Source organism: Pseudomonas sp. GW-45 (genome assembly GCF_056896675.1).
Genome location: NZ_CM167674.1, coordinates 2,107,986 through 2,128,243, shown reverse-complemented (window position 1 = coordinate 2,128,243; position 20,258 = coordinate 2,107,986). Strand labels below are relative to the sequence as shown.

Below are 20,258 nucleotides of genomic sequence, written 5' to 3'. Positions count from 1 at the left end.
CGGTGCGCTTGCGACAAGTGTGTCACCGCGAAGGTGACACACTTGTCAGTGCTCAAAGATTTATAGATTTTGGTAGCGGTTGACGTCGAGCACACCTGCTTGATCGGGTGTGGTTTCCTCGGTGCTACGCTGGAAGTCGGCCATGATGTCCCAGAACTCGGGATGGGTGCGCCGCACACCCCAGCGATCAGCCAACGTGTGCAGGCCGTTCTGATTCCGGACCGCCGACAGCGTGTCGATGAATTCAGGCAACTCATCCAGAGTTACGTCAAAGCTAAAGTTGGGATAGCTGCCTATTGTGCCTTCGATCAGCGTTAGCGTGTCTTCCTTGAGTAGAAAGCGTGATTCCTCGCCAAACATGAACGCGACACTGGAGTGCGCACGGTTGTGAACCAGTGTGTATACCCAACGCTGATCGCCTTGCTTAACGCGTAGAAAGGTGACTTCTGGCAATAGGCTGATCACCGGCAGGCTGGCGCCATCTGCTCGCGCGAGCGGTTGCAGAGTAGATTCCAATTGCTGCTGTGCGCTGCTGATAGCGGCGCGCTGGCAGTTATTTTCGGGGCAGCGATTCAAGGTGTCCGGTGGCCCGCTGACCTGCGCCGTGCGCTCCATCAGGAGCTGACTGAAACGCTGCATGACGGCTTTATTGGTGCCCGCGTCTTTGTAATCCATTACGACGGGTGTCGTGGTGTCCAAGCCGGTGTAGGTAAGCGCGTGCTTGATCTTGGCGTTGCCTTGATACCAGCTGGCGTAGAGCGCTTCGCGTTTTTCCCGAGGTACAAAGCGCAGCATGTTGTGCTCGGCGCCGTTGCGAATCAGGTCAAAGTACAGACGCGTTTGGCCCTGATGAGAGACGCTGCCGAATACGTTGAAGTTAGCGACCAATTCGTAATAAGTGCGTTCCAGCAACGGATAATCCATAACCCAGATAGTGCGGGGGACGCGGCCGTGCAGGCCCTTGCGGACCGAGGCGCTGTCGTGGTGGCGGAAGATGGTTAGCAGTGCATCCTGGTTCCAGTTATCGCCATCCCACAGCTCGTCTAGCGTGGCGCCATCGGGTTTGCGCTTTGCATAGTAGTTGCGGCGCAGATCAAGGTACTTGTTACGTTTTTCATTGTAATCAAGCCACTCTGAACCGAAGTCGAGTATGTCGCTCTTTTGGCCGGGTAGCCCAAGTAGGGGGCTGGCTTTCAGGCGGTAATTAGCATCGTTGACGAAAGCTTCCTGATCGGGGTCTTCAAACACCGTCCAGAACTGATCACGGATAACGTCAGTAGCGATCTGACCGCGGCAGACCGGGCCGCGTATGAAGTTGCGTACGAAATACTCGGCGTTATCCAGCAGGAACTGATAGCGCGCCTTGGCTGGGATGGCTGAGAAGGTGATGAATGGATTGGCACGCTCGGCATAGCTGTAACCGGGTAGCGTGACCATCTCCCATTGCGGTTCGAAAAACAGCGATTGATAACGTTTAAGGCGAGTTTCACCCAGCGCGTAGGTGATGTGTGTCTTCTCTACGATGGTCTGGCGTAAGGGTTGCAGACGGTAGAAGAAGGCCTGCTCTGGATCATCGTTAGGGCGCACGGTACGCAACGGGCGTACCGGCTGGCCTGGGGGCGTGCTGGAGCGCACCAATGAGTAGAACGCGCTGCCTTCAATGTCAGGAAAATAGAGGTGTGCCGCGAATAGATGCTCGAACAGGTAACGAGCGACCAGTTGCTCGCGCATGCCGGTCTGGTTGAAGAAGCTTTCCCACCGCTGGGTCATGGCTTGTTCGGTATCGCTGGGATTGTAGGCTGCTGGCGTTACCACTGCGCCCTCGCTGATCCATTGCGTGAGCTGCGTGAATTCATCGTCGGTAAGCCCAGTAGCACCGTAAGGCATACCGCCATGGGGGAATTTATCGGCGTAGTCGGCAAACTGCCCAACGCTCGGGCAGCTGTTACTGCGCGCGGTACTTAAGGTGATATCTTCGGGCAAGCGGCTGTTGGTTGCCACAGGATTGGCTCGACCCAGCTCCAGCATCTTGTAGAGCACGGAGGCATCCAGGCCGCTCAACTGGCCGTCTTCAGCGCCGTGTAAAACAGAGAAAAAACCTTTTTCACGCCACTCGGCGGTTGAGCTGGCATCGACGCCCAGCCGCGTAGGCACCATATCTTCGAGTCGGCCGCCGTCGTACACAGGCAAGGTGGACGCGCCTCGTTCCAAGCCTTCAGCACTGGTCAGTTTGAGCTGGCAAGGCGCGTCATAACAGCCGTGGCAAGCCATACACTTGTGTTCAAAGATAGGGCGGATGTCGCGCTGATAATCGTAGGTTTGAACACGCGCCGCTATGGGCTCTTCCATCGGGTATTGCGGGATTTGAGTGCAGGCAAGAAACAAGCCGGCTATGAGCAGCACCAATGCTGTCAACTTCAGTCGAGTCATGCCTGAAACGCGCGCCATGTAGATTCCTTCGGGCTGTCTTTTCTATGTGCTGCAGCGCTCAAGACGCCGCGGCATTGCTGATTGGGAGCGCGGATGGTCGGCGCTGCTGCTGCGCGGGACTTTAACATTTCACGCGCGAAACAGCAGCTGGGTATTTATCGATGGTCTTGCTGCGCCGTGGTTTGTTCTCGCTCTTGCAGCAATCGCTCGACCTCATCTTCCCCCAGCGGCCGCTGGCGTTTGACGCTTAGGCTGTTGCGCCACTCTTGACGGAAATCGGGGTTCAACCAGAGGTTGAATAACAGCACTAGCAGTAGGGTGACCAGTGCGCCGAGACTGGCCAAAGCCATGTCTTTGTGTGCATCCCAGATGTCACCTTGGGTGCCCAGGTAGGCTACACCCAGGTCGCCGCCAAAGGTTGTGGCGGCGCCCCACTCAAACAGTTCATAAAGCATGGAAGCGGCCATCGCCAGTTCTAACGGGAAGAAATAACCCCAAAATCCTTTGGCGTTGGCTACCCGGCAGTAGAGTTCGCGGATGGGGTACACCAAAAAGGCGCCAAACAGAAAATGCACCACGCGATCAAAGTTGTTGCGTTCCCAGCCCAGTAACTCATTCAGGCTGACGCCAAACGCTTGTGTCATCCACGCGTCGTAAGGGACTTCAGAATAGGTGTAGTGCGCGCCCACTTCGTGCAGGCAGAGAAACAGAAAGATCAAGGTGTAGGACAGCCGCGACAGCGGGAACGCACGGTAACTCAGCCCTAGCGTTACCGCAAAGGCCAGTACCAGCAAGTTTTCTAACGCCCAATCGCTGCGGTCGTGTGGGTTGATTGCCAAGCCAGCAAACAACAGACAGAACAGCAGCGTCAGAATCAGTAGATAACGTAGATGTAGGTATTTGATGGTCGTGCTCTCAGGGTGTTTTCTTGTTGTTCAGTACCACCAATGCAATACCGCACAGGATGGTGACAGAGGCTACGACCAAGGCTGTGGTCAAAGGCTCATTGATCAGCACAATACCACCAATGGCGGTAATCACAGGAACCGTCAATTGCACACTAGCTGCTGCGCTGGTTGCCAGTAGCGGCAATGCGGCATACCAAAGCGCGTAGCCGACTCCTGACGCCAGCGCACCTGAGGCTAGCGCATAGATGATACCCATGCTGTCCAGTGTGGCACTCTGCCAACTGAACAGGCTGAGCAGCAGCGCAAAGGGCAGGGCGCGAATAAAATTGCCAGCGGTCACACGTGTCGCGTCACCAGTGCCGCGACCACGCAAGGAATACACCCCCCAAGCAACGCCGGCACCCAACATGGCTAGGGCAGCATCCAAGGGTGGCGCAGACAAGCCTGGCAGTAACAGAATAATCAGCCCACCTATAGCCAGTGCGAGCCCGAGCCATTGCATCGTGCTGAGCCGTTCGCCGCGTGCCACGCTGTAACCAATCATGCTGGTCTGTACTGCGCCGAATAACAGCAGAGCACCCGTGGCGGCGGACAGCTGCACATAGGCCAAAGAAAAGGCAGCGGCGTATGCAAAAAGTGCGAACGCCGAGATCCAGTTGCCTTTGCCCACGCTATCGCCTTTGGCTAATCGCACGATAAACCACAAGGTCAGTGCGCCCGATAGCAATCGCAAGCCAGTAAAGCTGGCGGGGTCGATAGCAGTCTCTTTCAAAGCCAGGCGACACAAAATGGAATTGCCGGCAAACGCCAACATGGCGAGCAAGGTGAGGACGGTAGCGCGCAGCGACAAAGGGGAGAGTCCTTATTGATTGGCGATAGTTTGTCTATCGGAGCGCACTTTTAGGTGGTTTGGCAATAACACTTTGTGACTGGCCTTATCGAGTGGCCAATTAAAGTGGCAGGGCGTAAGTGCCGGTGACATGGGCTACCAGCTCATCCTCGTTGCCGGCGCTGTAAAGCGCGACCTCGCACACAGCTTGTCTGCGGGTCATTCTTAGTAGCTTGGCTTTTGCCATTAAATCAACGGGTTGGGGCTTGGATAGAAAGTTGATGTTGAGGTTAGAAGTGACAGCCATTTCGGTCGGGCCGCGATCGGTCGGGCCTAGCTTGCCGAGAACCAGCGCATACATGGCGGCGTCGCCCAAAGCCATCAGTGTTGGTCCGGACAAGGTGCCGCCTGGGCGAATTAAGCGACTGTGGAAGGGGATCCGTGCAAGGCTGTGCTGATCACTGACCTCTTCGATGCGCAGATCGAGGTCTTCAGCCTGCGGCACGCCCTGACGGATAATCTCTTGGACCTGTTGCGCGCTGAGCATGGCTGGCTACCTTTGATGATGGTTAAGCCACCATCATCAGGGGCAGGCCGGTAGCGGACAAGCGGCATTCTGGTCATTCTCGGCGCTGATGTCGCTGCGCTGGTCGGAGCAATGCTGCGCAACCTCGGCGGCTTGCTGGCAACCCATTTCGGTGAGGCCGGTGATCAGGTTATTCCAGCCGGCGTCCAGTCCCGGGAACTGCCTCGTCAGCTCGCTGAAATGCGCGACAGCGATGCTTCTATCGCCTTGCTGCCACGCTACGTTCCCTAAACCCAGGCGTGCAGCCGCTTGCTCTGGCCAGCGGATCAGGGCCGTTTGGTATGCGTTTTTTGCACTGTCCAGCTGACCGGTCTGCTCAAGGTCACTGGCAGCGCGCAGGTAGGGTAGTGGCTCGGCGGTGGCAGGCAGCTGGTCGGCGGGCAAGATGACTCTGGCCCAGTTGTCGGTGCGCTGCCAAGTGCGCAAAAAGAGTTTAAATGGCTCGCGTTGCTCCTGCTGCAAGCCGCTGTGCAGAATCAGCTCCTGCTCGGCTAAGTCGTAGCCGATAGCCACTGCGTAGTGCCATTGTGGGTACCAATTAAATGCAAGATTCTGCATGACCAACACGGGGTTACCTGCGTCTATTTCGCGCAGAACGGCTTGTAGTTCAGGCTCTAGCGGGTACACGAGCATGCCCTTATCGCGGGCGGCGGCGACCATCTCAACCTGCAGGCTGCCTTTGCGCTCGGGAATGTAAACGCGCTCTTTCAGCGCTTCGGGCGTAGCTTCTATGCCGCGTTGGTTGAGCATCATGGCCAACGCCGCGGGCCCGCACTGATATTCGTCCTGAGCATAAAAGGGCACGTCAGCCAACAGGTGACGGGTGCTCAGGTCTTCTGGAAGTTGTGCTCGAGTAGGAGCGGTGGGCGTGCCAGCGCAGGCGGACAGCAATGCTGCCAGCCCGAGCGTGGCCAGGAGGCGAAAAGAAATCCGCATCCGTTTAGCGATTAATACAGTGAATGAAGCTGAAGATATCAGTAGCGCAAAGCATGTCAGTCACGATGAAAATGACCAGAAACAGCACAATGATGCCAACAACGCCGCCAGCACCAGCGGGAGCTTCGTCCAATTGCGTGTTGAAGTAGGCCAGCTCGTCTGCAGTCAGACTGTCGATGCGCTGATCTACCTGATCAGGAGAAACGCCCATGCTGGCAAGTTTGTCCTGTACGGCTTGGTCTTCCAGCATGCCTTTCAGTTCGGCCCGGTCGACGCTCAACTGCTGCTGCGCGATCACTTCATCGGTGCCGACCATGGCGGCTTGCGCCTGGATGCTGACCAATGAGGTGAGCATAAACAGAGCGGCGAATACGATGGATAGATAACGTCTGCTCGATTGCATGAAAGTCATTGGGGTTACTCCTCATTATTTTGATCTTGGCTTCCTTGCTTGGAAGCCTTCGGTTACAGGTAGCAAGCCTGTTGGTGCGCCTTGACGCGGCATGGGCACTGCGAAATCTGACTTGATAAATGCGGCCCAGTTCCGAAATGCCATTACGCTTGTGATCTGGTTCACTTTAATGAGTGCAGGTTCAGCGTTCTCGGCACGAGAGCGCTGAACCTGCCTATGGGATCAGAACCCCAGCTTGTCGCGCATCTGGTAGTACCACGCACCCATTGCCGTGAAGGGGACTTTGAACAGGCGTCCGCCGGGGAAGGGGTAGTGTGGCAGGCTGGCGAAGGCATCAAAACGCTCGGCTTGACCGCGTATGGCCTCGGCCAGGATCTTGCCGGCTAGATGCGTATAGGTCACGCCGTGGCCGCTGCAACCTTGCGAATAGTAGATGTTGTCGCCAATGCGCCCAACCTGCGGCAGGCGAGACAGGGTAAGCAGAAAGTTGCCAGTCCAGGCGTAATCGATCTTCACGTCCTTAAGCTGCGGAAAGGTTTTGATCAGATTCGGGCGTACCAATGCTTCCACGTCGGCAGGGTCGCGTGCGCCGTAGACCACGCCGCCGCCAAAAATCATCCGCTTGTCACCGGAAAGACGGTAATAGTCGAGCAGGTAGGCGCAGTCTTCAACGCAGTAATCCTGGGGTAACAGCGACTGTGCCAATTCATCGCTCAGCGGTTCAGTGGTAATCACCTGTGTGCCACAGGGCATCGATTTGGCGGCTAGCTGTGGCACCAGGTTACCAAGATAGGCATTGCCAGCCACCACCACAAAATTGGCTACGACCTGGCCTTGCTCGGTGTGCACCACGGGTTTGGAACCTTGCTCAATTCGGGTCACGGTGGAGTGCTCGTGAATCACACCACCAAGGGATTCAACCGCCGCCGCCTCACCTAGTACCAGGTTGAGCGGATGAATATGCCCGCCGCTCATGTCGAGCATGCCGCCAACATAACGATCGGTATTAACCACCTCGTTGATACGAGTTTGATCCAGCATCTCCAGCTGAGTGTGACCGTAACGCTCCCAGAGCTTTTTTTGCGTCTCCAGGTGGCCCATCTGCTTGTCGTTGAACGCGGCAAATACGCCGCCGTCTTTAAGGTCACATTGAATGTTGTACTTGGTCACACGTTCGCGAATGATACGGGCGCCTTCAAAGGCCATTTCGCCCATCAAACGGGCCTGCTGAGCACCGGCGCTGCGCTCGATCACATCTATGTCACGGCTGTAGCTATTGACGATTTGGCCGCCGTTGCGACCCGAGGCGCCAAAGCCCACTTTGACCGCTTCCAGTACCGTGACCTTGAAACCTTGTTCAAGCAGAAACAGGGCGGTGGAAATGCCGGTATACCCTGCGCCGATAACACATACATCGGTTTCATGGCGGCCCTGCAAAGGTGGCCGGGAAGGCGTTGGATTTGCCGAGGCGGCGTAATAGGAAGAGGTGTGCTGGGTTTCGGCCATGATGAACCTGCTGAAAGTCGGTTGTTGAAAATATTTTACACTTTCAGGCGATGCTACCCCCTGGCTAAGCGTGGCGCCAGAGGGTGATCAAAAAAAATGACAGCTAGGGGTGCGTAGGCTCAGCGCTGGTTTCGTCTGGGGCAGCAGGTTTGGCCGCCACGGGTTTTGGGATGGCTTTGGTCAACAATACAAAGACCATGGAGAAGCCCAGCATGATGGCAATCAGATGGAATGCGTCGTTGAAGGCCATGATACTGGCCTGTTGGTGTACCTGATTGCTGAGCATCTGGAAGGCGCTTTGCTCGTTGCCCAGTTGGGCCGTGAGAAGATCCATGCGTTCAGTAAACGCGGCGTTACCGGGTGTGATGTTCTCGCGCAGAATCTCGTAATAATGTTTGGCTCTGCTGTCGAGGATGGTCGCCAGCGCGGCGATACCGATAGCGCCGCCTAGATTGCGCAGGATGTTGTACAAGCTGGAGGCCGAACCCGCCTGGGAAGGCGGGATCATCGCGGTAGCAAGGATCGACATGGGCACCAGGACCATGGGCTGACCGAAAGCGCGGAAAATCTGGATGGCGATGAACTGGTCACCTGCAAAATCCAGATTCAGGCTGCCACTGAAGAAACTGGCGAAAGCGAACAAAAAAAAGCCGGTAGCGCAGATCAGGCGCGCATCGACGAACTTCATCAGGATCGGGACCATCGGGATGATCAGCAGCTGCGGAAAGCCCATCCACATGATCACCTGGCCAATCTGCAGGGCGTTGTAATCCTGTATTTGCGCCAGATAAACGGGTAGTACGAAAACCGTGCCGTACAAGCCCACGCCCAGGCCAATGTTGGCCAGACTGCCGAACAAGAAATTACGCTCTTTGAGCAGTCGCAAATTCACCAGCGGGTCGGGTTTTGACAGCTGCAAGATGACGAAACAGACCAGGCTGATAAATGAAATGACCGCTAAGGTCAGCATCGAACTGGATTCAAACCAATCTTCGCGGTGACCTTCCTCCAGGAATACCTGTAGGCAACCCAGACCGGCAGCCATGGTGGCGATGCCCCAATAGTCGCCCTTGCGTAAGAGGTCCCAGCGCGGGGGTGCCTTATCCAGACCATACATCAAGCCGCTGGCCATCAGGATGCCGGGCACAATGTTGATGTAGAAAATGTATTCCCAGCCATAATTCTCGGTTAGCCAGCCACCAATGGTCGGGCCAATAGAGGGCGCGAAGGTCGCGGTGATGGCAAACATCGCCATGCCCTTGGGCCGCGAGGCTGGCGGCAGTTTGGTGAGAATCAACGTAAAGGCGAAGGGGATCAATGCGCCGCCAGCCAAGCCTTGCATGGCACGGAAGATAATCATGCTTTGCAGGTTCCACGCCATGGAGCACAGCAATGACGCAATCACGAACAGGACCGATATGGTGACGGCAAATCGGCGTGGCGACATGATGGTGGTCAGCCAGGCCGCCAGCGGAATGATGATGATCTCGGCGACCAGATAGGAGGTCGAAATCCATGAACCTTCTTCAATGGTTGCCGACAGCGCGCCCTGAATATCCTTCAAAGAGGAGTTGATTATCTGGATATCCAGGATCGCCATAAAGGCGCCGAGAATGGCGCTCAGCAGCGCGATCCAATCGCGCCTGCTGGGTGGCGGTATTTCCTGCTCGGGTATGGCTGCCTCAGCCACGCAGGTCTACCTTTACATGTACTGACATGCCAGGGCGAATGCTATCCATCAGTGGTTGGTCGCTGTCGATCACCAGCTTGACCGGGAAGCGCTGGACCACTTTGGTGAAGTTGCCGGTGGCATTGTCTGGCGGCAGCAAACTGAATTGCGCACCAGAGGCCGGGAACAGGCTCTGGATCCGTGCCGTCACGATGTGATCAGGGAAGGCATCAAACACCAACTCAGCGCTCTGACCTTCGTGCATGGCCTGAATTTGGGTTTCTTTGAAGTTGGCTTTGATCCACAGCTCGCTAGCGGGGACGACCGCCAGTAAGTGGCTGCCTGGTTGCACGTTCTGGCCGACGCGCGCGGTGCGCTGGCCGATGCGCCCAGCGACGGGGGCACGGATTTCAGCGCGGCCCAGAGCGAGTTCAGCTTGACTGATATCCGCTTCGGCGGCCTGGATTTGCGCGGCAAGACGTTCGATATCGGCGTACTGAGTATCTTTGGTCAGTTTTTGCGTCTGCACGTCCGCATCGGCTTTTTTCACCTGCGCCTTGGCGACTTCCAGTTGGGTGCGAAAGTTGCTCAGCTGTTCTTCCGAGGCGTAACCGGATTGCTGCAGGGGAGTGATACGTTTGATATCCAGCTCAATGCGACGCTGCTCTGCTTGGGTGGCGAGCATGCCGGCTTGGGCGGCGAGAATCAGACTGTCCTGTTGAATCAACATGGAGCGCGCTTGTTGTTGCTCCGCGCGGCGGGTAGCGAGATTGGCGCGTGCATGGGCAAGGGCGACGTCGAAGTCTCGCGAGTCAAGTCGCACCAGCGGATCGCCGGCTTCAACCAATTGATTGTCATCGACCAGTACTTCGGTCACTTGCGCGGCCAGTTGGCTGGAAATCAGAGTGATGTCTCCCTGCACATAGGCGTTGTCGGTCTCTTCATAATAACGACCGACAAACCACCATTGGGCAAAGGCAGCGGTGCCGACCAAAGCGCAAATCAATAGAAAGCCGAACAGGCGGACGCGAACGCGGGCAGACATGAAATTCCCCAATTTTTATTATCTACCGCACTCTACACTGTTCCGCATGACGCCAGAGGCGCTAGAATCTGGAAACTTTGTTGCAATACGGGAACAGTAACCGATGGGATTGGACGATGCGCTGATTTTTACCCGCGTGGTGGAGTGCCATAGCTTCACCAGCGCGGCAGCAACCTTGAATATGCAAAAATCCACAGTGAGCCGGCGCATCGCTCAATTGGAGGAGCGTCTCGGCGTGCGCCTGCTCAACCGTACCACGCGAAAGTTGCGTTTGACTGAGGTCGGGCAGGCGTACTACGAGCGCTGCCGGCAGATCATGCAGGAGTTTGCGGAAGCCGAGCAGGCCATTATGCAGCTGCAAACAGAGCCCACAGGTCTATTGCGAGTTAGCTCGCCAATTGAATTTGGTCAGTTGTTTTTGGGAGGCGTGGTAGGCGAGTTCATGCGTCGTTACCCGGCAATCCAAGTGGAAGTGGAATTGACTACCCGGGTTGTTGATCCGGTAGAGGAGGGCATGGACGTTGTTGTGCACCTGGGCCGCCCGCAAGATTCCAGTCTGGTTGCCCGGCCACTTATGTCGAGCCCAAGGCAGCTGTATGCCAGCCCCGGTTATATCGCCAAGTACGGCATGCCGAAACTGGCGGAAGAGTTGAGTCAACACCGCTGCATTCATGCATTGGTAGATGGCGCCCGCAAGTGGCACTTTCTGCAGCCGCACATGAGTGTGCCGATCAATCCGGTACTGGTGGTCAACAACATCACTTTCGCTCGCGAAGCGGCGTTATCCAGCGCAGGCATCATCAACGTACCGGCGTTTATCGCTGAACCTCACGTAGCCGAAGGTACATTGGTGCGGGTACTTGAAGACGTTACGCTGCCATCCAGCGAGCTGTATGCGCTGTATCCTTCGCGACGTTTTCAAGCGATGAAGGTAAAAGCTTTCATCGATTTTGTTATCGAGAATCTGGAAAAACGTGAAGATGTACAAGTAGAGATGGAGGCCTGATAAAATCACCCCCTTTTCAACGATTACCACGCCGAACTTCAGTTCGGCAGCCTGACTGAGAGATTTCATGACTGTTCGTACTCGTATCGCGCCATCGCCGACCGGTGATCCGCATGTCGGCACCGCCTACATTGCTCTGTTTAACCAGTGCTTTGCTCGCCAGCATGGTGGTCAGTTTATCCTGCGAATTGAAGACACGGATCAGGTGCGCTCTAGCGCGGAATCAGAGCAACAGATACTCGACTCGCTGCGCTGGCTCGGACTGAACTGGGATGAGGGTCCAGATGTTGGCGGCCCACATGGCCCTTACCGCCAGAGTGAGCGCAGTGCCATCTACCATGCACACAGCGAACAACTGATTGGTAGCGGCCACGCTTTTCGCTGTTTTTGTAGTAGCGAGCGCCTGGACGTGTTGCGTGCCGAGCAGATGGCCAATAAACAGACGCCTGGTTACGATGGTCACTGTCTGCACCTTGCCGCTGATGAGGTAGCCAAGCGAGTCGCTGACGGTGAGTCCCATGTGGTGCGCATGAAGGTGCCTGAGCAGGGCATTTGTCAGGTGCAAGACATGTTGCGCGGTGAGATCGATATTCCCTGGGAACAGGTGGATATGCAGGTGCTTATGAAGGCCGATGGCCTGCCGACTTACCATCTCGCCAATGTGGTAGACGATCACCTGATGGGTATTACTCACGTGTTGCGCGGTGAAGAGTGGATCAACTCAGCGCCTAAGCACATTTTGCTTTACCAATATTTCGGTTGGGATATACCGCAGTTGTGCCATATGCCGCTGCTGCGTAACCCGGACAAGAGCAAGCTATCTAAGCGTAAGAATCCGACCAGCATTACTTTCTACGAACGCATGGGTTACTTACCAGAAGCGCTGATGAATTACCTTGGCCGCATGGGTTGGTCTATGCCGGATGAGCGTGAGAAATTCACCCTTGCGGAAATGGTCGAGCATTTTGATATTCAGCGCGTGTCATTGGGCGGCCCGATCTTTGATGTGGAGAAACTCTCTTGGTTGAACGGTCAATGGATTCGCGACCTGTCAGAGGATGATTTCGCAGCATCAGTACAAACTTGGGCGCTGAACTCAGATTACCTCAAGCCGATGATAGGTTTGGCGCAAAGCCGAGTTGAAACCTTCAGTGATCTGCCCAATCTGCTCGGCTTCTTTATGGCCGGCAAGGTTAATCCCGCGCCTGAGTTGTTTGAGCATAAAAAGCTCTCCGCTGATGAAGTGCGTAAAGCCATGCAATTGCTGCTGTGGAAGCTCGAGTCGCTGCGCGAGTGGAGCAAAGACAACATCACCGCAACGATCAATGCAGTAGCCGCAAGCCTTGAGCTCAAGATGCGTGACCTGATGCCGTTGTTGTTTCCGGCGATTACCGGACAGGCCAGTTCGGTTTCCGTATTGGACGCCATGGCGCACCTTGGCCCGGACCTAACACGCTTCCGCTTGCGTCAGGCACTGGAGCTGCTGGGTGGCACCTCCAAGAAAGAGAATAAAGCGTGGCAGAAGCTATTGGAGGACATCTAGCGCTTAGCTGCCAGCGGCTAGTTCTAGTTAGACGACAGCAAGGCTCCGCAACGGCTGGGCCTTGCTTGATGCTTGGAGCAGCTCTTAAGTCTCTGTTTTATGTAAAATTCTGTTGACAGGGCGGGGCGGCAATCATAATATGCGCCCCGTCATAGCGACGGGGCTATAGCTCAGCTGGGAGAGCACCTGCATGGCATGCAGGGGGTCAGCGGTTCGATCCCGCTTAGCTCCACCAAGTTTTTTGGTCGACGTTCGCGTCGGCCTGTTTTATCACTGCTAAACAAGTTCCAGCTTGTTTGGAGAAGGGTTTGCGTCCCCTTCGTCTAGTGGCCTAGGACACCGCCCTTTCACGGCGGTAACAGGGGTTCGAGTCCCCTAGGGGACGCCATCTTTACCGACACGGTCTTCCGTGTCAGGGTCGCAAGACCTGGGGCTATAGCTCAGCTGGGAGAGCGCCTGCATGGCATGCAGGAGGTCAGCGGTTCGATCCCGCTTAGCTCCACCATTTCACAAAAAAGCCGGCATTTATGCCGGCTTTTTTGTGTCTCCTATTCCCGCATGAACTGTCGTATGCCAGTCATGTGGTATCTGCTCTGCGTGCCGAGTGCGCATCGGTCTATTTGCCTCGCTAAAAATCAGCTCATGTCAGGCTTTGTCTCTCCTGGGATGACGCGCACGTCTGAGTATTGGGCCGAATTTTGATCAAAAAAAAGCGCGCAGTGGGTGATCCCGGCTGCGCGCTTTTGGGTTTTTTGCAATCAGACGCGGAAGCGTTTTAACAGCTCGTCTATCTGCCTGCCCAGACTTGCCAGATGCTGCCCAGCTTGTGCTGTCTCACGTGCGCCATCGGTGGTTTCACGCGCTAGCTCGGCCGCTTCGGTTACGTTGCGGTTGACGTCTTCCACCACCGTGGACTGCTGCGTTGTAGCGCTGGCAATCGAGGCGTTCAAGGCGACGAGTTGCTCCATTGAATGAGCGATCAGTTCCAGCGCTTTACCGGCCTCGTTGACCTGTTCGACGCTTTGCTGTGAGTGCCTGCTGCTGTCGTTGATCACGCCCACTACGACCTGCGTATTGGTCTGTAGCTTGCTGATCATGTTATGAATTTCTTCGGTGGATTTCTGCGTGCGCTGCGCCAGATTACGCACTTCATCCGCTACCACGGCGAAACCACGCCCCATCTCACCTGCGCGTGCCGCCTCAATCGCGGCGTTCAGTGCCAACAGGTTGGTTTGTTCGGCGATATTGCGGATCACATCGAGTACTGAGGTGATTTCCTGCGCATCGCTGGACAGGGTCTGCATGTGCTCTACAGCAGTCTGCACGCTGGCCGAAAGCAGATTGATTTCCTGAATGGTCTTGTCGACCTGATGGCGGCCGTTATTGGCGCCCTCGTTGGCGTTTTCTACTTCTTGCGCGGCCGCGTTGGCGTTCTGAGCAACGTCCTGCACGCCGTAGGTTATTTCGTTGATGGCAGTCGCCATCAGCTCCATGCGTTCGGATTGGGTGTTCATGTCACGCAGGCTGTTACCACTGATCTGGTCCAGCTGATGGCTGGAGCTGATCAGCTGCTGTGCACTGTCACCCAGCTGTTGAATGATGTCGGCCAGATTGCGGTTGAACTGATTGAAATAATGCGCAATCTGCGACACCTCATCGTGGGCGTTGTCGTCCAGGCGGCGGGTGAGGTCAGCTTCGCCACTGGCGACGTCGCGCATGGCAGCTACGACATTATTGAGCGGTTGGGTGATGCTGCGGCCGATCACGTAAAGCAGCACAATCATGATCAGGGTAACCAGGGTCATGATCACCACGGAGCTGGCCACGGCGCTATGGAACTTGGCCTGCATGTCATCTACGTATATGCCGGTACCGACCATGTAATCCCAAGGTGCAAAATGCTTGAAGGCAGCAATTTTGGGGGTGCCGTCCTCTTCGCCTGGCTTAGGCCAGCTGTACTCAAAGCTGGCGGTGCCTTCCTTGCGAGCAAGAGCGACCATCTCGCTGATGACGTTGATGCCTTCTGCGTTTTGCATGCTGGTTAGGTCGACGCCTACAGTCTGCGGCGCTAGTGGGTGCATGACCATGATGTTGTTCATGTCATTGACCCAGTAATACTCGTTGCCGTCATAACGCAGGCTACCCAATGCGCTCATGGCTTCTTTGCGGGCCTGCTCGCCAGTGAGTTCGCCGTTCAGCTCTTTCTGATGGTAGAAACTCATCAGATCATGAGCCACTTCCACCAGGTGAGTCGCTTTGGTGATCTCGCCTTCGCGGATTTCCTTATGTAGATGGGAGAGGGATACGCCCTCCATGATCAAAGTACTGGCCAGTGCAATTATCAGGATCAACCAAATTCGCTGACTGATTCGAATACGGCGCAACAGCTTCATCTACAACCTCCACGCACTGAATGGCATACAGCTTCGTTTTATTTTTGTCATCGGCATTAGTCTTGGCTCGCCAAGTGCTAGTACCGAGCATATCGGCAGAAATATGCATAACCTGAGCGATATTTTCTTGGCATGCATGATGTCAATTTGACGTCATGTTGCACACGCTTTCAAGTGCCAATCGGTTTCTGTGATTGGGGCATATAAGATTGGAAGGTGTTTTCTGTTCTTAACTGGTATAAAGGCGCCAAACTCGTTCGTCTTGCCGCTTTGCAGTTGGGCACTTTCCAGGCGCAGGCCAGTCTATCTTGGTAGTTTGCAATAAGGATTTCTCATGCAGTCAGTTTTTAAGGTTATGTCGTTATCTGCTTGTGTGTTGTTGGCGTCGGTCAGTGGCTATGCCCTGGCCGGTAGTGATGATTCGGTTGATGAGGCGGGAGAGCACCACGAAAAGCAGGTGGTGGGCTGGATTGAAAAGGGTTTGATCATGCCCGAGCACACGGCTGTCAAAATTAAGGTTGATTCAGGTGCGCTGACGTCGTCGATGCACGCGGTCAACCTCGAGACGTTCACCCACAAGGGTAAGCCTTGGGTGCGCTATGAAGTTCCGGTCAAGGACGCAGACACCGATGAACTGGTGAAAATGCAATTTGAACGCCCGGTTTTCCGCCGAATTCTGGTTCGCGGTGCGGGCGGCTCCGACCGTCGACCGGTAGTGAAAATGTCGATCTGTATGGGTGATCAGGTCTATGAAGAGCAGTTTTCCCTGCGTGATCGAGGCGATATGACGTATCCGGTGCTGATTGGGCGTCGCACCATTGAGCACATTGGGCTGATCGATGTGTCCGAAACCTTTCTGCTCAAACCAAGCTGCTCGCAGCAGGAGCATGAAGATGAACGTGATAAGCAGCAGCGCATGAAGGACGACGAGAATCTGGTTGATGACAGCAAAGTTGATCAGCCGGAAGAAACGGAAGAAGAGCTTGAGGCAGAAGAGTAATACGAGCGGCTGACGCCGCCCGGTAGCCTAGTGGTGGCTACCGGGCAGTCAGGCTTACCACATCAGGTCGTCAGGCACCTGGAAGGCAGCATAAGGGTCATCCTCAACCACCGCTTCAGCCTTGTTTTCAGCAACATAGACTGGCCAGTGGGGTGCTCGTTCGCGCACTTTCTCCGCGATTTCCACAGGGATCAATACAAAGTTACCGGATAGACGGGTAATCCCTAATCGGCCACGGCTGAGCAGGTCGAACTGCTCCTTGTTGACGTGGATTTTCTTGATCTTGTTCTTGCTGACAAACTGATAGGGCGTTTCACCACCGCTGCGGTCCAGTTTGCTGTTTTCCACCATCTGTTTGACCTGCGCCTCACGTTCCTTGCGCGCAGACTCTTCCTGACGTTGCTGGTTCAGCTGGCGATCACGCTCAGTCTTTTCCAGGCGTGCTTGCGCTATGGCTTTGCCAGTGTCTTGTGCGGGTTCGGTTTTGGCGGCTTTTTTCTTCGCGCGCTGGGCTTGTTTGAGTTTTTTCTCGTCGACCAGGCCGGTCTTGAGGAGTTGCGCTTGTAATGAGTTGACCATGATCTGTAACTATCTTGTCGGCGGCAGGCGCATTGGGCACCTGCACGCAAATGAATCCATGCCGAAGAGGCTGCGTTTGCGCCGCTAGTCTACCGCTTTTCTTCGCGGGCTTCCTCTGCTGCGAACTCAGCTTCACGTGCTTTCACGTGGTCAATGGTTTCCTTGCTGACCTTATTGCTGCCAGCGTTATCGCGCAGCATCAGCAAACTACCAACAATGCTGCCGAGCGCCAACACCATGAACAACCATCCATACCAAGGCATGGCTTTTTTCCTTATGTGGATTTTTATTCATCATGGTCGTTATGTGGGCGCATGGCAAACGAGAAGATTCTGGTTTATTTTGAATAAATCGTTATTTGTGACGAATAAACTAATTTAAGCGCTATAAATCGACAAAAAAGCGAATATGGAATTAGGCGAAAAGCTAACTGATGAACGCGTTCTATCTGAGCTAGAACAACGCGTGGCTCGGCAACGACTCGATGCGGGTTTGACTCAAGCCATGCTTGCGGAGCAGGAGGGTATCGCCAAGCGCACCTTGGAGCGTCTGGAGGCGGATTGAATGACGGGGTACGGCAAGTACGATTAATAAGGTCAAAAATTCGCTCAGTCGGTTGTTTTTTGATCAGGTACTAACCTCGGACTGAGAGCGTTGCAGTCAGCTGCCTATGTTTTAATAAATCTCTCGCAAGTGCTTGACTCCCTTGGCAGAATGTTTACAATGCGCGCCAGTTCAGACGCACTGCAAACTCCGGTTTGAGGCGCTTTTGGGCTGATGCGCAGCGGTAGTTCAGTTGGTTAGAATACCGGCCTGTCACGCCGGGGGTCGCGGGTTCGAGTCCCGTCCGCTGCGCCATTACAAATAAAACCCCAGTTGCTTACGCGACTGGGGTTTTTTGTTGCCTGCCAATACCTGTTTGAACAAGTAATTTACTTAAATTGATCAAGATCTATGGCTTCGCCGTGCCAGGCATTTAGCTGACTGCGGATGTCATCAAACATAGCGTCGTATTCATGGTGCGTGGAGAGCGACATAAACTCCGGTGAAAGCACACCGTAGCGCCGCAACAGGTGATCTATATCGCTGGCGAAATTGAACGCGGTTTCACGTGGCAGCTCGAAGCTCTCTTCGATTGGCTGATCATTTGCCTCTCCCTGTATGTCGAACGCCACTTTGCTGCCCTGTTCGGCGATGCGGTAAGTGATATCAATGCTGAAGCCAGTGTCGCCGGGTATTAAGCGCATACGCGCTAGATGAAGATGGCCGGGTTCAAACATGCTAAGCGTCTCCTATCCTTTGTGAGTGGCTGTGCGGGAATCTCGAAGCAGGGATGATTTCGGTAAAAAGGAAACGTACGGCGCAGGCTCATTGAGATAACAAACGAGCGGTATCTTTGATTGCAATCGCGGAATCAGGCCTTGCCTTGATGTATTGCTATGGACCTGGCCCCTTGCTACACCTTAAGCAAAGCGTAGCAGGTCCTGGCCTATTCAAAACAACACCTGATTTCCGTTATTGCTAGTCGCGTTTACTGAGTGGGCGTTACCCGCCATACGGTATTGGAAAGGTCATCCGCGATAATCAGTGCGCCGCGTGGATCGACCGTTACGCCGACAGGGCGACCACGGGTTTTTCCGTCTTCACCCCGAAAGCCAGAAACAAAGTCCACTGGCTCGCCGCTGGGGCGACCATTGCTGAAGGGTACGAAAACCACTTTGTAGCCAACGGGGTCCTTGCGGTTCCAACTGCCGTGCTCGCCGACGAATACGCCGTCAGCAAAATCTACGCCCATACTCTCGCTAGAAAAATCGACCCCGAGCGCGGCAACGTGAGCCCCCAGTGCATAGTCAGGAGCTATAGCTTCGGCCACCTTTGCAGGGTTTTGCGGCCGCACACGCGGGTCAACATTCTGGCCCCAGTAACTGTAGGGCCAGCCGTAGAAGCCGCCTTCGCGTACTGAGGTCAAGTAATCCGGAACCAGGTCCTGGCCGAGTTCATCGCGTTCGTTGGCGACAGCCCATAAGCGATTTGTGCCCGGCTGAATGGTCAATGCAGTTGGGTTGCGCACGCCGGTGGCGTAAGGCTTGTGTGCTCCTGTTTCGGCATCTATCTGCCAAATCATGGCGCGATCGACTTCGGCTTCCATACCGCGTTCGGTGATATTGCTGTTGGAGCCGATACCGACGTATAGATAACGGCCGTCCGTACTGGCAGCGAGCGGTTTGGTCCAGTGGTGGTTAATCTCTGAAGGTAGGTCAGTGACCTTGACCGGTGGACCGCTGGCTTGAGTTTGGCCTTCTTGATAATCAAATCGCACCAAAGCATCTTGGTTGGCTACGTACAGTTTATTACCCACCAGTGCGAGCCCATACGGCGCATTCAGGTCTTCGGCGAAAACGACTTGTTCTTCATAGGTGCCGTCATTGTCACTGTCACGCAGCAGTGTCAGCCGGTTACCTCCTTTGACGGACGTATTACCCTGAGCCTTTATGTAACCAGCAATCACATCTTTGGGTTTCAGCTTCGACGCGTTGCCGCCACGGCCCTCGGCAACCAAGATGTCGCCATTGGGCAGCAGCAGTGTCTGGCGCGGGATTTTCAAGTCGGTGGCAATAGCAGAGATGCGGTAGTTCTGCGGTACTGTTGGTAATTGATCGCCCCAGAGTGAGGGTTCGGCGATGGTCATGTTGGGCAGCAAGCCGCGTTGTTGCTCCGGGAGAGTAGGCTCAGGGCCATATTTCACGGAAGCTTGATCATTATCACCACACGCGCTCAGCATGACTGATACGGCAAGAATGGACACCAGGCTTGGACTATTCATTGTGCACCTCCCACGCGACGGCCGGAAAAACGAACGCCTGTTGCTGCGCAGGCAATCACAGTAACGATGACAGAAAGAATAAGCCCCATGGGCATCATGGCCCATGCATCCTTGGCGTGAACCAATGCATTGATGAAGCCCAGAACCCAGGTTGCCAGCAATAGGGCTAGATAAATGCCGCCACGTCGGCCACGGCCTTCAGCGTGCGTGAGGCCAAGGAGCGCGGCCACTATTGCCAGCCCAGCAAAGACCAATCCACCGGCGATCAACCAGGAAGAAAAATTGCTCCACTGTATTTGGTAACTGTATGCATAGGCGATATCGCTTAGTGCGGCGCCCAGAAACAGAGGGATGGTTCCAGCGAGAAAAACGGCGTGTATTGGATGCAGTGTTAATTGATATGGCCGGTCGACGGTGGCTGTCACGGCAATCTCCTTATTGTTGGTTTAGCGAGTTTTGTGTCGCCGCAGCGTGCGCGGCAGTCGAGCCTTTGCTGCAGCTTCTGCAGCTCAGAGCAAGCATCGTCGAATATGGCTTAGGTGCTTTCCCTGGTTACGCTCGATCCAAATGCCGTTGGCTCGTCGTCAGCAAC

The 20,258-nt window shown here is 55.1% G+C and carries 18 protein-coding genes, 4 tRNA genes and 2 pseudogenes; 8 read left to right on the top strand and 16 right to left on the bottom strand.

Annotated features, from left to right (window positions below):
• Nucleotides 1-60: 60 nt before the first annotated feature.
• The 9 genes from AC1XYH_RS09655 to AC1XYH_RS09615 form a co-directional block, all read right to left on the bottom strand.
• A complete protein-coding gene (locus tag AC1XYH_RS09655) occupies nt 61-2,349 on the bottom strand; it encodes a fatty acid cis/trans isomerase (RefSeq protein ID WP_483326345.1) in 2,289 nt (762 codons plus the stop codon).
• 236 nt (nt 2,350-2,585) lie between these two features.
• On the bottom strand, nt 2,586-3,269 hold the full coding sequence (locus AC1XYH_RS09650) for a DUF2238 domain-containing protein (protein WP_483322995.1): 684 nt from the start codon (nt 3,267-3,269) through the stop codon (nt 2,586-2,588).
• Between the two features lie 76 nt (nt 3,270-3,345).
• Nucleotides 3,346-4,188 carry a DMT family transporter gene (locus AC1XYH_RS09645; protein ID WP_483322994.1) on the bottom strand — a complete coding sequence of 281 codons (843 nt, stop codon included), beginning with the start codon at nt 4,186-4,188 and terminating at the stop codon, nt 3,346-3,348.
• Between the two features lie 100 nt (nt 4,189-4,288).
• Nucleotides 4,289-4,714, bottom strand: a complete 426-nt coding sequence (locus tag AC1XYH_RS09640) for a PaaI family thioesterase (RefSeq protein ID WP_483322993.1) — start codon at nt 4,712-4,714, stop codon at nt 4,289-4,291.
• A 36-nt stretch (nt 4,715-4,750) separates the two neighbouring features.
• Nucleotides 4,751-5,689: a PA2778 family cysteine peptidase gene (locus AC1XYH_RS09635; RefSeq protein WP_483322992.1), complete on the bottom strand. Its 939-nt coding sequence runs from the start codon at nt 5,687-5,689 to the stop codon at nt 4,751-4,753.
• A gap of 4 nt (nt 5,690-5,693) precedes the next feature.
• Entirely contained in the window at nt 5,694-6,092 is a 399-nt protein-coding gene (locus AC1XYH_RS09630) for a PA2779 family protein (protein ID WP_483326344.1), read from the bottom strand.
• 231 nt (nt 6,093-6,323) lie between these two features.
• Nucleotides 6,324-7,607 (bottom strand): NAD(P)/FAD-dependent oxidoreductase, encoded by a 1,284-nt coding sequence (locus AC1XYH_RS09625; RefSeq protein ID WP_483322991.1) that lies wholly within the window; start codon nt 7,605-7,607, stop codon nt 6,324-6,326.
• Between the two features lie 103 nt (nt 7,608-7,710).
• A complete protein-coding gene (locus tag AC1XYH_RS09620; RefSeq protein ID WP_483322990.1) occupies nt 7,711-9,297 on the bottom strand; it encodes a DHA2 family efflux MFS transporter permease subunit in 1,587 nt (528 codons plus the stop codon).
• Nucleotides 9,290-10,321, bottom strand: a complete 1,032-nt coding sequence (locus AC1XYH_RS09615) for an HlyD family secretion protein (RefSeq protein WP_483322989.1) — start codon at nt 10,319-10,321, stop codon at nt 9,290-9,292. Before AC1XYH_RS09615 ends, AC1XYH_RS09620 begins: the two co-directional genes overlap by 8 nt.
• A 103-nt stretch (nt 10,322-10,424) precedes the next feature.
• On the opposite strand from AC1XYH_RS09615, the gene AC1XYH_RS09610 reads away from it, so the two are divergent.
• The 5 genes from AC1XYH_RS09610 (at nt 10,425) to AC1XYH_RS09590 (ending at nt 13,375) form a co-directional block, all read left to right on the top strand.
• Entirely contained in the window at nt 10,425-11,327 is a 903-nt protein-coding gene (locus AC1XYH_RS09610; RefSeq protein ID WP_483322988.1) for a LysR family transcriptional regulator, read from the top strand.
• A 67-nt stretch (nt 11,328-11,394) separates the two neighbouring features.
• Nucleotides 11,395-12,870, top strand: coding sequence for a glutamate--tRNA ligase (gene gltX, locus AC1XYH_RS09605; protein ID WP_483322987.1), 1,476 nt, complete (start codon nt 11,395-11,397; stop codon nt 12,868-12,870).
• 159 nt (nt 12,871-13,029) lie between these two features.
• A tRNA-Ala gene (locus tag AC1XYH_RS09600) sits at nt 13,030-13,105 on the top strand.
• A 77-nt stretch (nt 13,106-13,182) separates the two neighbouring features.
• Nucleotides 13,183-13,258, top strand: a tRNA-Glu gene (locus tag AC1XYH_RS09595).
• A gap of 41 nt (nt 13,259-13,299) precedes the next feature.
• A tRNA-Ala gene (locus AC1XYH_RS09590) sits at nt 13,300-13,375 on the top strand.
• A gap of 253 nt (nt 13,376-13,628) precedes the next feature.
• Here the strand turns inward: AC1XYH_RS09590 and AC1XYH_RS09585 are convergent.
• Nucleotides 13,629-14,216: pseudogene (locus tag AC1XYH_RS09585) on the bottom strand (methyl-accepting chemotaxis protein); the annotation flags it as partial.
• Nucleotides 14,217-14,549: 333 nt separating this feature from the next.
• Nucleotides 14,550-15,092 (bottom strand): annotated as a pseudogene (locus AC1XYH_RS09580) (cache domain-containing protein); the annotation flags it as partial.
• A 505-nt stretch (nt 15,093-15,597) separates the two neighbouring features.
• Between AC1XYH_RS09580 and rloA3 the strand changes: the two are divergent.
• The gene (rloA3, locus tag AC1XYH_RS09575; protein ID WP_483322986.1) at nt 15,598-16,263 is read left to right on the top strand and encodes a retropepsin-like aspartic peptidase RloA3; all 666 of its coding nucleotides are present in this window, start codon (nt 15,598-15,600) and stop codon (nt 16,261-16,263) included.
• Between the two features lie 54 nt (nt 16,264-16,317).
• On the opposite strand, the gene AC1XYH_RS09570 is transcribed toward rloA3, so the two are convergent.
• Nucleotides 16,318-16,842, bottom strand: a complete 525-nt coding sequence (locus AC1XYH_RS09570) for a DUF2058 domain-containing protein (protein WP_483322985.1) — start codon at nt 16,840-16,842, stop codon at nt 16,318-16,320.
• Between the two features lie 89 nt (nt 16,843-16,931).
• Nucleotides 16,932-17,105, bottom strand: coding sequence for a DUF2897 family protein (locus AC1XYH_RS09565; RefSeq protein WP_483322984.1), 174 nt, complete (start codon nt 17,103-17,105; stop codon nt 16,932-16,934).
• Between the two features lie 145 nt (nt 17,106-17,250).
• On the opposite strand from AC1XYH_RS09565, the gene AC1XYH_RS09560 reads away from it, so the two are divergent.
• Complete coding sequence (locus tag AC1XYH_RS09560; RefSeq protein ID WP_483322983.1) at nt 17,251-17,406, top strand: hypothetical protein; 156 nt, start codon at nt 17,251-17,253, stop codon at nt 17,404-17,406.
• Between the two features lie 217 nt (nt 17,407-17,623).
• Nucleotides 17,624-17,700 (top strand) — tRNA-Asp (locus AC1XYH_RS09555).
• 74 nt (nt 17,701-17,774) lie between these two features.
• On the opposite strand, the gene AC1XYH_RS09550 is transcribed toward AC1XYH_RS09555, so the two are convergent.
• From AC1XYH_RS09550 to AC1XYH_RS09540, 3 genes are all read right to left on the bottom strand, one after another.
• Complete coding sequence (locus AC1XYH_RS09550) at nt 17,775-18,122, bottom strand: DUF5064 family protein (protein ID WP_483322982.1); 348 nt, start codon at nt 18,120-18,122, stop codon at nt 17,775-17,777.
• 251 nt (nt 18,123-18,373) lie between these two features.
• Nucleotides 18,374-19,666, bottom strand: a complete 1,293-nt coding sequence (locus AC1XYH_RS09545) for a PQQ-dependent sugar dehydrogenase (protein ID WP_483322981.1) — start codon at nt 19,664-19,666, stop codon at nt 18,374-18,376.
• Nucleotides 19,663-20,091: a DUF2231 domain-containing protein gene (locus AC1XYH_RS09540; RefSeq protein WP_483322980.1), complete on the bottom strand. Its 429-nt coding sequence runs from the start codon at nt 20,089-20,091 to the stop codon at nt 19,663-19,665. Before AC1XYH_RS09540 ends, AC1XYH_RS09545 begins: the two co-directional genes overlap by 4 nt.
• Nucleotides 20,092-20,258: the final 167 nt, after the last annotated feature.